The 13,688-nt window shown below is 63.1% G+C and carries 14 protein-coding genes; 5 read left to right on the top strand and 9 right to left on the bottom strand.

Going from position 1 to position 13,688, the window contains the following annotated elements; all coding sequences use genetic code 11:
* Nucleotides 1–53: 53 nt before the first annotated feature.
* The 3 genes from DAD186_RS01280 to DAD186_RS01290 are packed head-to-tail and all read left to right on the top strand — an operon-like array spanning nucleotide 54 to nucleotide 2,799.
* Complete coding sequence (locus tag DAD186_RS01280) at nucleotides 54–1,016, top strand: ABC transporter substrate-binding protein (RefSeq protein WP_065247176.1); 963 nt, start codon at nucleotides 54–56, stop codon at nucleotides 1,014–1,016.
* Nucleotides 1,013–1,966 (top strand): amino acid ABC transporter permease, encoded by a 954-nt coding sequence (locus DAD186_RS01285; protein WP_065247177.1) that lies wholly within the window; start codon nucleotides 1,013–1,015, stop codon nucleotides 1,964–1,966. The genes DAD186_RS01280 and DAD186_RS01285 overlap by 4 nt, the downstream gene beginning before the upstream one ends.
* Before the next feature lie 56 nt (nucleotides 1,967–2,022).
* On the top strand, nucleotides 2,023–2,799 hold the full coding sequence (locus tag DAD186_RS01290; RefSeq protein ID WP_167550790.1) for an amino acid ABC transporter ATP-binding protein: 777 nt from the start codon (nucleotides 2,023–2,025) through the stop codon (nucleotides 2,797–2,799).
* Here the strand turns inward: DAD186_RS01290 and DAD186_RS01295 are convergent.
* From DAD186_RS01295 to DAD186_RS01305, 3 genes are all read right to left on the bottom strand, one after another.
* Entirely contained in the window at nucleotides 2,796–3,581 is a 786-nt protein-coding gene (locus DAD186_RS01295; RefSeq protein WP_065247178.1) for a hypothetical protein, read from the bottom strand. The genes DAD186_RS01290 and DAD186_RS01295 overlap by 4 nt on opposite strands.
* Nucleotides 3,582–3,676: 95 nt before the next feature.
* Nucleotides 3,677–4,276, bottom strand: a complete 600-nt coding sequence (locus tag DAD186_RS01300) for a hypothetical protein (RefSeq protein WP_065247179.1) — start codon at nucleotides 4,274–4,276, stop codon at nucleotides 3,677–3,679.
* A 62-nt stretch (nucleotides 4,277–4,338) separates the two neighbouring features.
* Complete coding sequence (locus DAD186_RS01305) at nucleotides 4,339–5,610, bottom strand: App1 family protein (RefSeq protein ID WP_065247180.1); 1,272 nt, start codon at nucleotides 5,608–5,610, stop codon at nucleotides 4,339–4,341.
* Nucleotides 5,611–5,727: 117 nt separating this feature from the next.
* On the opposite strand from DAD186_RS01305, the gene DAD186_RS01310 reads away from it, so the two are divergent.
* Nucleotides 5,728–6,255 (top strand): arsenate reductase/protein-tyrosine-phosphatase family protein, encoded by a 528-nt coding sequence (locus DAD186_RS01310; protein ID WP_223845720.1) that lies wholly within the window; start codon nucleotides 5,728–5,730, stop codon nucleotides 6,253–6,255.
* A gap of 17 nt (nucleotides 6,256–6,272) precedes the next feature.
* On the opposite strand, the gene DAD186_RS10790 is transcribed toward DAD186_RS01310, so the two are convergent.
* The 6 genes from DAD186_RS10790 to DAD186_RS01340 all read right to left on the bottom strand — a co-directional run bounded on the left by DAD186_RS10790 (nucleotide 6,273) and on the right by DAD186_RS01340 (nucleotide 12,966).
* On the bottom strand, nucleotides 6,273–7,502 hold the full coding sequence (locus DAD186_RS10790) for a hypothetical protein (RefSeq protein ID WP_065247182.1): 1,230 nt from the start codon (nucleotides 7,500–7,502) through the stop codon (nucleotides 6,273–6,275).
* Nucleotides 7,503–7,731: 229 nt separating this feature from the next.
* Nucleotides 7,732–9,372 (bottom strand): phosphoglucomutase (alpha-D-glucose-1,6-bisphosphate-dependent), encoded by a 1,641-nt coding sequence (gene pgm, locus DAD186_RS01320; protein WP_065247183.1) that lies wholly within the window; start codon nucleotides 9,370–9,372, stop codon nucleotides 7,732–7,734.
* Nucleotides 9,373–9,410: 38 nt separating this feature from the next.
* Nucleotides 9,411–10,256, bottom strand: a complete 846-nt coding sequence (locus tag DAD186_RS01325; protein ID WP_065247184.1) for a hypothetical protein — start codon at nucleotides 10,254–10,256, stop codon at nucleotides 9,411–9,413.
* A 118-nt stretch (nucleotides 10,257–10,374) separates the two neighbouring features.
* Nucleotides 10,375–11,442 carry an inorganic phosphate transporter gene (locus tag DAD186_RS01330; protein ID WP_065247185.1) on the bottom strand — a complete coding sequence of 356 codons (1,068 nt, stop codon included), beginning with the start codon at nucleotides 11,440–11,442 and terminating at the stop codon, nucleotides 10,375–10,377.
* Nucleotides 11,442–12,071 carry a DUF47 domain-containing protein gene (locus tag DAD186_RS01335; protein ID WP_126848229.1) on the bottom strand — a complete coding sequence of 210 codons (630 nt, stop codon included), beginning with the start codon at nucleotides 12,069–12,071 and terminating at the stop codon, nucleotides 11,442–11,444. The genes DAD186_RS01330 and DAD186_RS01335 overlap by 1 nt, the downstream gene beginning before the upstream one ends.
* 247 nt (nucleotides 12,072–12,318) lie before the next feature.
* Nucleotides 12,319–12,966 (bottom strand): hypothetical protein, encoded by a 648-nt coding sequence (locus DAD186_RS01340; RefSeq protein ID WP_065247187.1) that lies wholly within the window; start codon nucleotides 12,964–12,966, stop codon nucleotides 12,319–12,321.
* Between the two features lie 112 nt (nucleotides 12,967–13,078).
* On the opposite strand from DAD186_RS01340, the gene DAD186_RS01345 reads away from it, so the two are divergent.
* The gene (locus tag DAD186_RS01345) at nucleotides 13,079–13,687 is read left to right on the top strand and encodes a DUF4126 domain-containing protein (protein WP_082991020.1); all 609 of its coding nucleotides are present in this window, start codon (nucleotides 13,079–13,081) and stop codon (nucleotides 13,685–13,687) included.
* Nucleotide 13,688 lies beyond the last annotated feature (1 nt).

The following is a 13,688-nucleotide window of genomic DNA, read 5'->3' on the forward strand; positions in this document are numbered from 1 at the left end:
GGTCACAGTGCGGCGCCTTGCGCCGCAGGAATAATCATGCATACGATTGCAAAATGATGCACGTTAGTGAATGTCGGTCCGACGCTCGCCAGGCAGCCGTCGGAACCCCCAGGCGCGCGTTCCTCCGCGCGATCCCCGCCGCCCTCGCGGCAGGCGCTCTCGCCCCCAGCCTTGGGGCGTGCACTCGCGCCTCCGAAACCCTCGCAGCCGAGGCGAGTCTCATCCCCGAGGTCGATTTCAGCGGGATCGAGTACCAGGACGACATTGCCGCACTCCTGCCCGAAGAAATCCGCGCGCGAGGCGAACTCGTGAATGGGGCCGAGCTGAGCTACGCGCCCGGCGAGTTCCTCAACAACGGTAAAGCGGTGGGCTACGACATCGATCTCCTCACCGCTCTCGGTATCGTGTTCGGGCTCAAAACTCGCACCGAATCCGCCGTGTTCTCCCAAATCATCCCTGCCGTGGGCAGTAAATACGACGTGGGAATCTCAGGCTTCACGATCAACGACGAGCGACTAGAAACCGTGACCATGGTGAGTTACTTCGAGGCCGGTATCTCTTACGCGGTCAAGAAAGGCAACCCCTATGGGATCGACCCGCACGACCTGTGCGGCAAACGCCCCGCGGTGCAGGTTGGCTCCTACCAGGAAGAGATCGCCCTCGCCGCCGATGAACAGTGCCGCGCCGAAGGAAGGCGCTCCGTGGACGTCCTCGCCTACGCCAACAACTCCGATGTCGTCACGAACGTTGCAGGTGGTAAGGCTGATGTGCTCATTGCCGATTCGCCCGTCACGAGCTACGCGATCGCGCGTTCGCGCGGCAGCCTCGAACAGGTCGGCGACGTCGAGGAATCGGCACTCAACGGGATCGTGGTCAAGAAAGGCGAGGACCAACTCGCCGAAGCGCTGTGTGCCGCTGTGCAGCATCTCATCGACACCGGCGCCCTGCGCACGATCATGAGCGCGTGGGGCAACGACGCAGGGCTGATCGAGAAAGCAGAGGTCAAGAAGGCATGAATACGAGTATCGACACCCCGATCCCGAACCGGATTCGCGCCAAACGAGCGCCGAGGCCGGGCACGTGGATCGCCGCGGTCATCGTTGCACTGCTCAGCGTGTGGCTCATCGCCTTCGCCGCGGGCAACGAGGTCTTCGAATGGAACGTCGTAGGAACCTACCTGTTCGACGTCAAGGTCATCAAAGGCGTTGGTTGGACCCTGCTTCTCACGCTCGTGTCGATGGTGATTGGCACGGTGATCGCCCTGACTGCCGCGATCATGCGGCTCAGCTCCAACCCCGTTCTGCGGGGTGTCTCATGGGCCTACATCTTCGTGTTCCGCGGTGTCCCCGTCTACACGCAGCTCGTGTTCTGGGGTCTCATCACCGTGATCGTTCCGAAGATCGTGATCGGCGTGCCCTTCGGCCCCGAGCTCGTGAGCCTTTCCACCCGTGAGTACTTCACGGCATTCTGGGCGGCAACCGTAGCGCTCGGCCTCAACGAAGGTGCCTACCTTGCGGAGATCATGCGTGCGGGGCTGACGAGCGTGGAGCGCGGCCAGAGCGAAGCCGCAAAATCTCTCGGCATGAAGAACTCGCTCATTCTGCGCAGGATCGTGATCCCTCAGGCTATGCGCGTCATCATCCCGCCGCTCGGCAACGAAACGATCGGCATGCTCAAGACGACCTCGCTCGTGCTCGCCGTGCCGTTCACGCTCGATCTCACCTATGCCTCGAATTCGATCGCGAACCTCCTATTCAAGCCCGTACCGATGCTCATCGTCGCGGCACTGTGGTACCTCGCCGTGACGAGCGTGCTCATGGTGGGGCAGTACTACATTGAGCGATACTTCGGTCGCGGCTTCGATGACCGCCCCGCCGCGCGTCCCGGATCGCGCGCCTCGCGACAGGCATCCGTCAACGCCTTGGGCACGACCCCGAAGGATCCGCTTCCGGAGGTGGAGCTGTGAGTACGAGCTCGGTAGCGACATCGACACACGACAACGGCAAGGAAAAGAACATGTCCATGGTGGCGGCGCCCAAGGTGCGGCTTGAGAACATCCACAAGGCCTTCGGGAACCTGCACGTTCTGCGTGGAGTCGACCTCGAGGTCGGCGAAGGCGAAGTGTGCGTGCTCATCGGCCCCTCCGGCTCGGGTAAATCCACGCTCCTTCGCTGCATCAACCAGCTCGAGGAGCCCACGGGCGGGAAGATCCTCATCGACGGCGAATTGCAGGGATACAGCCCGAAGCCGCTCGCCGACGGTCGCTGGCAGAAACTCTCCGAGAAAGAGATCGCGGCGCAGCGCTCGCGCATCTCGATGGTGTTCCAGCGCTTCAACCTATTCCCGCACATGACCGCCCTTGAGAACGTGTGCGAGGCACCGATCCACGTGCGTGGTGTGCCCAAGGTCGAGGCCCGCTCAAACGCGCTTGAGCTCCTCAAGCGCGTGGGACTCGGTGATCGCGCGGATCACTACCCGAGCGAGCTTTCGGGCGGGCAGCAGCAGCGCGTTGCGATCGCGCGGGCGCTCGCAATGGAGCCCGAGATCATGCTGTTCGACGAGCCCACCTCAGCGCTCGATCCGGAACTCGTCGCTGAAGTGCTCCAGGTTCTCAAGGACCTCGCTGTCGAAGGCCAAACCATGGTGGTGGTGACGCACGAGATCGCCTTCGCGCGCGAGGTCGCCGACCACGTCGTGTTCATGGATGGAGGTCAGGCGGTCGAGGCTGGGCCGCCGAGTGAGATCCTCGATCACCCGCGTTCGGAGCGGCTCAAGGCCTTCCTCGCGAGTGTGCTCTAGCGGCCGGATCGGAACCGTTCTGCTGCGGCGATAATCTCGCTTGGCGGAACGTCGAGGTACATCCCGAAATACACCATGTTGGTGTGGGGAAGGTGCACCACGAGATTCGTATCGCCCCTTGGTGAGGCCTTCGTGATCGAGAGGCTCACATCGTGCCACGGGTAGGTTCTGCGCTCGCCTCCCTTTTCGAGGAGGGCGAGGCCTTCTCGGTCGAGCCACAGCCCCTTGCCGTTCTTCGAGCGACCCCACTTGATGGTCCGATCCGTGGGGGCCGCGACGATCTTGCTCGCTCTGGCGCGGATCTCCTGAAAACTTGACGTGAACGCGTCGCTGAAGCGTGCCTCTTTCGGCACCGAAAACCCGCGTTCATCGAGGGTATAGACACCTTCGATGGGAGCGTTGTGATACGCGCTCGCGGCTTCCCTTTCAGCACGACGCTGTTCCCGGCGTACACGCGCGCGCTGCACGATGCGAAGAATGAACGGCAAGACGACAAGGAGCACGAACCCCATGATCAAGGGAACAAAGAACTTTAGTTTAGCCGGAAGAACGTCGCTATTGAGGAGCGAGAGGGTCACGCTCCCCGCGATCCCAATCGCAAGGAAGGCGCCCGCGACGCGAAGAACTTCACTCATGAGATGGGGGACGTCTTTGCGGAGGGAGTCGTGCATCTCCTCGCGAGAACCCCCGAGGGACTCGAAGGGCATCTTCGCAAGTGCCCCGAGCTTCTCTCGCGTATCCGGGAGGCCGTTGTCCTCGTAACCGACGCACATCTGATCCAAGCGAAGCCCCTCTCGCTCCCGTGGGTTCCACTTTGATTTTACGCGAGCGTGACTTGAAAAGTCACGCAATCACCTGCTGTAACAGCGAAATTGGGTTAGGCGCGAAGGCTTTGCGCGCGCGCGACAATTTCCGCGGCACTCAGCCCGAGTTTGTCACCGCTATAGCGCAGATGTCGGTGGGGCAAATGCACGATGAGGTCCTTCTTGCCGATGCGCGTGAGCGCTGTCTCCTCAAGGCGAACCTCGCTCCACGGGTAGGTCTCGTAGTGGTCCGCATCCGGTACGAGGCCGAGGAAGTCCTCGCCGAGCCACAGCCCAACACCGTCGATCGAGTAGGCCCATTCGAGCGCGTCGCTACCCGTCGCGGCTGGGGGAGCAGCTGGCGGGTTCTTGCGGTGGTCGAGGAACACTTGCTCGTAGAGTACGCGGCCCCTGCGGTAGAACGCGTAGCCGAGAAGTGCGAACACGGTTCCCGAGATCACGAAGGAAATGAAGAAGATGTGGATGCCGAAGGTTTTCTTCAAGAAAATATCGGCGAGAATGCCCGCAATGAGAAGCGCAATGAGGGTGCCGAGGTGCCGTCGACACAGCGCCGTGAGGGCCTGCAGGTAGCGGCGTGCGCGCGCCTCGCGCGGACTCGCGGCGCTTGCGAGGCCGCCTTCGTCGTAGCGCACGGTAAAGGCGTTTTCGTCCATGCCTCCCCCTCTTTTTTCCCCTTCAGGGTGAGGATCAACGCGCGACGAACCCTGACTTGAGGCTACCCTCTCTTTTTTACACCCTGAATTTTGCGGCTGCCGAGGATTCCGATCGCGCGCGCCGCCCTGATCAATCCGAAGCCATCGGGCGCACTCATCCACGGCACGCCGTGGTGCTCGTGCACACTCTCGTGAGCGCGCTCGTGTGCAGGATCCGCTGGAGTGCGGGTTTCGCCGTGTAAGGAAGGTCCGACGGTTGCCGGGCGATCGTCGGACTCTTTTCTCCCTACCGTGCTGCGCCACACCTTTGGCACGGCCCCCACGAGAGCGCGCCCGAGGGCGCCGATCGACGCGAGGGGGCGTTCGGCGCCGTGGGCAAGGTCCTGCTCATCGTCGGTGAGTTCGCGAATCGCGACCGCTGCGACCGACTCCGGGTGTTGATCAACAACATTGCCGTAGATCGAGGGATCGTGTTGGCCGTCGTCACCCACGAGGAGCCAGCGCGTGTTCGGGAACATCTCGCGCAGCGAGGCGAGAGTGGTGAGTTTGTGGCGCGTGCCGGAGCGGAAGAAACCCGTGTTCGTGGGGCCCCAGTCGGTGAGGAGAAGCGGCCCCGCGGGGTAGCCGTTCTTGAACAGGAAGCGTTCGAGCACCGGGGCCACATTCCACGCGCCCGTTGAAAGGTAAATGAACGGCGTATTCTCGCCGTAGTGGCGGCGAAGCTGCTGGTAGAACACGGCCATGCCGGGAACGATGCGGCGCGAGGCCTGCGAGATCACGAAGGCGTTCCAACCGGCGATGAGAGGCCGGGGCAAAAGCGTGATGAGCACCGTATCGTCGATGTCGCTCACGACCGCGATTTCCTGCGCTTCATCGTCAAACACGTGGGCGTTCGCCGTGACGGTGTTGCTGCCATCGGTACTGAGGGTGATGCTGTGAAGTCCAGGTTCGAGTTCGACGGCAATGACGTCGTCGACAATGCCCGAGCGATCCGCGTACGTCTCAAAAACCCGCGGCCCCTCGGAGGTGCTCACCGTGACCTCGACCCGTACGTGCGGGTCGATTTGCGACGTGAAATTACGAAATCCGCGCCGTGCGAGAGAACGCATATCGTACACGGGCTGATCGAAGTGATCGGGCTTCGTCCCGGCACCCGCGAAAAGAACCCGCCCGAGCACACGCAGTCGTGTACGCGAACCGTACGCCGTGTACGGCTGGATTCGGGCCTCGAAGCCGAGAGCTCGAAGGAGCCGGGCAGTCGCCGTGTTTTTCTTATCCTCGAGGCGGGCCGACCAATGGGGTCGGTCGGGGCGCGAAAACGAATGTGAGCCCAACGCACACCTCCCTGTACCTCGGATCGCGGCAGGCCCCCGGTGGGAGCTTGTCTATCCTAGTGGACGCGCCGCACGGGAGCCTTAACGCGCGCGCTGAAAATGCGGCAAGATAGTGGCGTGAGCAAATATCGAGTATTGACCGTGTGCACGGCGAACATCTGCCGTTCGCCTGCCGCCGCCGTCATGCTCAAAACCGGCCTCGAACAGGCGGGGCTCGAGGAACTCGTCGAGGTCGAGAGTGCGGGAACCACGTACGAGTCGGAGGGCTTCCCCATGGACGACCGCATCGTCCTCGCCCTCGAGCGTGCCGGGTACAGCCCCGAGGCGCACGCGGCACGCACCGTTCTTGTCCACCAGCTCGGCGAATGGGACCTCGTTCTCACGATGAGCACCAAGCACCTCGCGGAAATGAGCCGCAAACTTGAGGCGATTCCCGAAGGCGTGGAACCGCCCACGCTTCACATGTGGGGAGAGTTCGATCCCGCGAAGCCAGCCGTTGCCGAACCCGAAGACCTCGAGGTTCCCGACCCGTTCTACGAGGGGCAGAAATTTTTTGATCGCACCGTGCTCAAGATGGAGCGCGCGGTTCCGTCGATCTTGCTGTTCATCAAGTCGCGCCTTCGCGACCGCGGCGACATCGCCTAGCCGTAGCGCGCGACGGCTTACGGCCTCTTCGCGCGTGCCCTGAGCGTCAGGGCACCGAGACCTCCGGCGACACCGACGCCTACCGCGACCGTAGTCGCGAGAATGGTTTTGAGTGTGCCGAGCGCACTTCCATCGGGATTGGTCCACACCGAAAGGATGGTGTCGACCTTTTCCTCGTCCTCTTCACCGCGAATCTCATTCGCGGGAGGTGTTGAGCCATCCGTGGGGGCCTCAGTGGGGTTCAGGCGAACGCCCGGGGGAGCGGTCTGGGGCTCTTCTTCTTCGGGTACCGTGAGCGCGGGAATCTCAGTGGCGCCGTTTTTCGGAGTCAGGAGGGGATCGGGCTCAGGGGTGGGAACGGGAGGAAGGGGAGAATCTTCCGGCTCTGGTTGGGCCTCAGGCTTTGTTTGGGCCTCAGGCTCGGATTCGGCCTCAGGTTCGGATTCTGCCTCAGGCTCGGGTTCACTCTCGGGTGTGGGCTCCGCCTTGGGAGTCGGCTCAGCTTCGCGCGAGGGCTCCGCTTCTGGCTCGGGTTCAGGAGTTTCGAGGCGCTTTTTGGGTGCTGGGGCAGCGGCCGGCATCGCGGGGGCCGGTTCAGGCTCTGGCTCTGGCTCGGGCGCTGGTTCTGGTTCAGGTGACGGCTCTGGCGAGGGCACCGGGGCGTGATCTTCCGTGGGCTCGACTGTAGGCTCCGGTTCGGGCGTCGGCTCCTCGGTGGGTTCCGGTTCCGGCGCAGGCTCCTCCGTGGGCGTCGGGCTGGGCTCTTCCGTCGGCTCCGGAGATGGCTCGAGTTCGGGCGTCGGTTCCTCGGTGGATTCCGGTTCGGGCACCGGTTCTTCGGTGGGCTCGGGCTCCTCGGTGGGTTCGGGCTCCGGGGTGGGCTCGGGAGCCGGCTGCTCACCGAGGCACGGCTCTTCGCCCGGATGCTCGATCCACCACTTGACCCAGCGGAAACCCGCGATGAAGAAATACTCCTCGCCGGGAACCACGCAATCGGGGGTCTCTGGGGCCGACGGGTCATGGGCCTCGATCGGGGAGTCATTCGCAGGTTGAGCTGCGGCGACCTGGGGCAATGCCGGCGTAGATTCTTCGGCGGCAAAAGCAAGAGGCGCCGCCGGCACGCCAAGGATCGAGAAGGCGAGCGCGATGGCGCCAATGCGTTTGGCGAGCGGGCGATGTCGTGAGGGCAGACTGCGTGCCGGCGTGTGATGCGCCGCATGGCGCACGCCGGGGTGTGAAGTGAACATGCAGTCTCCCGAGGCCAAGAAAATTTATAGAAGCCTATTTTTCTTAAAGTGATAAGGCGCGACGGGTCAAGACTACGCGCGGGTAAGCGTGCCTGTCACCTCAGTTATCGTTTTGTAATAAAAACAGTAGCGTTTAGTGCACAAATCGTCACCGACAGGAGAGGAAATCGGGGGTATCCGTTCGCGCGGACACCCCCGATGATGCGTTGAAAGCGGCTGTGAACAGCGGTTATTTGCTCAGGGCTGCATCTACGACATCCTTGGCGGCTGCCTGGACGCTCTTAAGGTGATCTTCGCCCTTGAACGATTCGGCGTAGATCTTGTAGATGTCCTCGGTCCCCGAAGGGCGCGCCGCGAACCATGCGTTCTTAGTCGTGACCTTGAGGCCGCCGATCGGATCACCCGAAGGGGCGTTCGTCATGATCGCCGTGATCTCTTCACCCGCAACGCTCGTGGCTGTCACGGACTCGGGGGAGAGGTTCTTGAGCTTCGCCTTGGCCTCGCGATCCGCGGGAGCGGAAATGCGCGCATACGCACTCGCCCCAAACTCGCCAACGAGATCCTCGAGATGCTCGTGGGGATTCTTCCCCGTGACCGCGGTGATTTCTGAGGCGAGCAGCGCGAGAATGATGCCGTCCTTGTCCGTCGTCCACACATCGCCGTTCATGCGCAGGAACGATGCTCCCGCGCTTTCCTCCCCGCCGAATCCCACCGAAGAATCGAGGAGACCTGGGACGAACCACTTGAAGCCCACGGGGACTTCGAGAACGTCTCGGCCAATCTTTGCGCCGACGCGGTCGATGAGTGAGCTCGACACGAGGGTCTTACCGATCTTGGCGTTGCTCGGCCATTCGGGGCGGTGATTGAACAGGTAGGTGATGGCAACCGCGAGGTAGTGGTTGGGATTCATGAGACCGCCCTGTGGCGTGACGATGCCGTGGCGATCTGAATCCGTATCGTTACCCGTGGCGATATCAAACTTTTCGCGCTGCTCAAGAACCGAAGCCATCGCCCACGGGCTCGAGCAGTCCATGCGGATGATGCCGTCGGCGTCGAGAGTCATGAACGAGAAGGTCGGATCAACCTCGGGGTTAACGACAGTGAGGTCGAGTCCGTGGCGCTCGGCGATGCGACCCCAATACTCGACGGCGGCGCCGCCGAGAGGATCGGCGCCAATCTTCACGCCGGCTTTCGCGATCGCCTCCATGTTGATAACGGAAGGAAGATCCTCGACGTAAGTCTTCGTAAAGTCGTAGCGCCCGGCGCCCTCGACCGCTTTCGCGGTGCTGACGCGGCGCACCTCGCGAAGCCCGCCAGCGAGGATCTCGTTCGCACGATTCGCGATCCAGGAGGTCGCATCGGTATCGGCAGGCCCGCCGTGAGGGGGGTTGTACTTGAAGCCGCCATCGCGCGGGGGGTTGTGGCTTGGCGTGACAACAATGCCGTCGGCACGCGAATCATCGCTCGCGCCCTTGCCGCGATTGTGGACGAGGATCGCGTGCGAGATCGCGGGCGTGGGCGTGTAGCCATCACCCGAGTCAATGAGCACGGTGACGCCGTTGCCCACGAGTACCTCGAGGGCCGTGTCGAACGCGGGCTTGCTCAGCACGTGCGTATCGCGCCCCATGAACAGTGGGCCACGAATGCCCTGCCCAGCGCGGTACTCCACAATCGCCTGCGTGGTCGCAGCGATGTGGCCCTCGTTGAATGCCGTATCGAGCGAGCTGCCGCGGTGCCCCGAGGTCCCAAAGCTCACGGCCTGGTCTGGATTCTCGGGGTCCGGGCGCAGCGAATAATAGGCGTCGATGACCTTGGACGGGTCGATCAGGTCGGAAGGAAGCGGGAGTTCCCCCGCCCTTTCGTGAACCATGGAAAACTCCTCACATCCCTTGTGCCCTCGCGGGCTTTTTAATTCCTGCTCCGGCCGATCGCGCGCACGATCATGACGATGACGCCCACGAAGAACAGGAAGCCGCCGAGGAGGCCGCACACGAGCGAGGCAAGGCCCCAGCCGAAGCCGCCGCCGAGCATGTTGAACGGATTGATCGGGCCGATGACAGACACGGGTGCACTCACACCTTCACACGTGAGCGTGCCTTTGCCCTCGACGTTGTTCGCTACGAACGAGTCCTTGTAGGGGACGTACTCTTGCCCGTCAATGGTGAGGGGCTCGGAGTCCGACGACTCCGCCTCGGCTTGAAGCTCGGTTCCGTCCTCGAGAACGGCCTTGCACGTGGCTTTCTCAGCGTCGACTTTCGGAATGTAGACGATCATCATTTCAATGCCGTCGACCTCGAAGTCGTAGGTGGCCTTACCGCTCTCAAACTTGCTGTTGGACTTTTCGAAGTTTTCGAGACCACCCATCTCGTCCATGAAACCGGCACCGGTGCGCCATGCGGCGACGCCGAACAGGATCGCGGCAATAATCATGAACACCACACCGATAAGTGTGAGAGCGATGCCAATGGGCTTCTGCTTCGGCTTCGCCGCCGCACCACCGTAGTTGTAAGGAGTGCCGTAGCCGCCAAAAGCGCCCTGCTGACCCTGGGGCGCGTACTGGGGCTGCGAGTACTGCTGATTCTGCTGCTGGTATTGCTGGCCCTGCGAGTACTGCGGCGAGCCCTGATACTGGTTCGAACCCGCTGCCTCAGGGGCGCTCGGCTGGCCATAAGGCGAGTACTGGCCGGGGGCTTCGTTGGCGCTTTGGCCGTAGGTAGGGCGCGGGCGATCGTTGCCGTTGAAGGAATCGGACACGTGTGCCTCCATAAAAGTTCGGGGACCGCGATCACGGGCGTGACGCTCTGCACGCCAAGCCTACAAGGTTGCCCTTGAGGCCCGCGTGAAAATGCGTACCGTTTCCACGCGCCGATCTCTAGGGGAGCACAAGAAGAACGGCACCCCACGCGATCCCCGCACACGCGAGCGGCGTGAGCACCCACCACAGGGCGATGCGCCCGAGCAGATTCCACGCGACCGACTTCCTCGATACCGCGAGGGAGGAGCCGACGATTGAACCGACGATCGTGAACGACGACGAGACGGGGAAGCCGAGCCACACACTCGCGCCATACAGGAGCACCGCGGTTGATGTTTCCGCAGCTAGGCCCTGGCTCACCGTGAGGTCGGTGAGGCGCCGGCCAAGAGTGCGCACGATCTCGCGGCCCCCCACGAAAGTCCCGAGCGCCATCGCTCCCGCAAGAAGCAACGCAATCCATAGTGGCAGGGTGGACATTCCCGCATGCGCGGAAAGAAGGTGGCCGAGGGGACCGTCGGACTCCAATCCGTGCAGCTGCGAAACGCGCGTGCCCGACCCACCGAGGGCTGCGAGCGCGACAACTACGATCCCGAGCGGGAGGCGGATATTGCTAAGCCCATGCCCGAAGGCCACGAGCCCCGCGGTGAGGGTCTGCGTCCATCGCACCGTCTCGGTTGTGAGGCGGCGCTTGGCTTGTGAGCGGCTTACGGCCCGGGTGAGAGCGAAGCTGAGGGCAAAGCCGAGGAGGGGGCCGATGAGGACGAGGAGAAACAGCACAGCGATGTCGCCAAGCTGGCGTATGTCGCCGAGGGCACCAGTGAACGCCCCCGCGAAGGCCGCGAGCGTCGTCACCCAACCTGAGAGGGGAACGCCCCGCCACCAGCCTATGAATAGGCATGCGATCGCGGTCGATAGGCCGCACACGAGCGCGAGGCCAAGGGCGCGAGGTTCAGAAAGGAGTGCCTCGGGAACGCCCACAACCCGCACGAGTGAGAAATGTAAAAACACCATGCTCACGAGGCCGAACATTGCGCCCGCACCATTCATGATGGCCGCGTAGGTGAGGGCGAGCCGCTCGGGGAGAACACGTGTGACGATCGTCGTCGTGACCGCGTTCGGGGCGTCCTGGGCGCCGTTCGCGAAGGCCCACACCACCGCAAGAGCAACGATGCTCCACGCGAGCATCAGATGTCCTTGACGCGCAGCAAATCGACGCAGCGCGAAAGGTTCTGGAAAGCAAGCTGCACACACTCAAGCGCACCGATCACCTCGCGTGTGCGGGCCGCAACGGGGAAGTCAGACGGCTGCGTGTAGTTCTCCCACAGCTCGGCAATCGCCGTGCGGGAATGCTCAGAGGCGTGGGTCGCGAGGCGTCGCATGTCCTCATCAAATGCCGAGAGCTGCTTCGGGTTCTCGAGCTTCCACGCGCACTGCACCACGAGTTCCGCGGCGCGCTCGATGACCGAGAGGATCTCGAGAAGGCGATTGGGGAGCATGCCGAGGTTGAGCCGCACGGTGAGGTCGGCCGTACGCTCCATTTCAGTGACGCAAAGTTTCATGGCGGAGGCGACACCGTGAAGGGCATCGGCCTGAAACGGAGTGATGAGGCTAGTGGAGAGCCTGTTCGCGATCCTGTGATTGAGTTCGGCGGCATCGATGGCGTGCGCCTGGAGGCGCTCGAACGCCTCTTGTCGCGCTTGGCCCTCAAGCGCGAGAGCTTCCGCGAGGGTCTCGGAGCTTGCCTGCACGCACTGCGCGAGGTCCGTGAAGATGTGATACACGGACTTTTCGCGAGGTAGGGAAAACAGCGGCATGCGCTCAGGGTACCGCCCGAAAGTAACCAAATCGGGCGTGCGGAGCGTCGATCATCTCACGCGCAGAAAAGAAGAGTGAGGCGCCGGACCGGGGGCGCCTGTCGGCGCGAAGGCCGCTCGTAGCGGCAAATGTTGGAGCCCGGGGCCACCGCGGCCCGGCGCGCGTTCAAGCCTAGCAGTGCGCGGCGTGTGCGCTTCAAGCTCGCAGGTGGGTGAGTAAACAAACAGCATCCGCAGGTCTTCGTGGTTAGGCGAGAGTGCCCGCCGCGGCCGAGGTGGCGGCCTCGCTGAGTGCTTCGCCCGTGTGGAGAAGTCGTTCGGCGCGCGCCGTGAGCTCTTCGGGAGTGGCGGGTTTTCCAAGGGTCGTGGCGAGCTCCGCGCGAGCCTCAGAGGAATCAGCGGCGTGGGCAGAGCCGTAAGCGGCGAGCATCGCGACGGCTCCCGCGCGCGAGAGTGCCACCGAAAGATCGCCCGTGAATGCGCCCGAAAGGATCGCGTCGAGTGTCACGCGCATCGAATCGATCGTGGGTGGGTCGCTAAAGCCCACGAGATAGGTGAGCCCCGGCGCCGTGGAGCGGCCGAGTTCGAAGAGTCGCCGCACCTCGTCGGTATCGCGCTGAACCCACGTATGAAGCACATACAGCCGCCACAGGGCACCGGGAAGCGATGCTGCTTCCGCGCCTGACCACAGCGCAGCGAGATCCTCGAGACCCTCCCGCTCCACGAGTCTCAGCACGCGCTCGACAACCTCGGGTCGCGCATTCTCGCGCGTCTCGCGAAGGAGCGCCGCGGCACTCTCGTGCGCCGCCTCATTTTTGAGAGCGGGATCGACACCTCCCTCGATCGCTTCTTGACGCTGGGGAGAAAGTGATGCTGGACGCCTGAACTGTGCCATGTTTATAACCCTACTCGTGACGGCCCGAGCGCCTTTGGGTACGGTAGTTCCGACGGTTGCCCGGCAAGCGTCGGCCCCTCAGTTTTCCCGCCCTCACCCAAAGGAGACTGCCGTGGATGCTTTCATGATGACCTTGAGTTCGGGTGTCGTGAGCGGCGTGAGGCCGTACCTCATGCTGTTCGTGCTCGGTCTTTCGGGGCGACTTCTCGAAATTCAAGAGATTCCGCAAGTCATGCAGCGCACCGACGTGCTCGTGATTACCGCGGTCCTCGTGATCGTTGATTTTCTCGCGGATAAAGTCCAGTTCCTGGACTCGGTGTGGGACGGCATTAACACGTTTGTGCGCCCCGTTGCCGGCGGCGCGATCGGTTTCCTGCTCGGCGGCGAAACAGACACGACGACGGCGGTGATTTACGCCATCGTGGGCACTGGTGCAGCACTCGGCACGCACGGGGCGAAGGCCGCAACCCGCGCGGCGGTCAATGTTTCGCCCGAGCCGGTCTCAAACGTGCTCGTGAGCGTGATTGAGGACGTTGGCGCGGTGGTCCTCGCGATTCTCGCGGTGCTGCTTCCGATCCTTGCGGGCATCGCCGCAGTGCTGATTTTGATTGCGGCGATCGTGGCGATCGTTGTGCTCGTGCGGTTCGTGCGCAAGTGGTGCGCGCGCCGGGAGGCAAGAAACGGGGCGGTACCCGAAGGCACCGCCCCACCATTGAAGTAAG

Source organism: Dermabacter vaginalis (assembly GCF_001678905.1).
Lineage (GTDB): Bacteria > Actinomycetota > Actinomycetes > Actinomycetales > Dermabacteraceae > Dermabacter > Dermabacter vaginalis.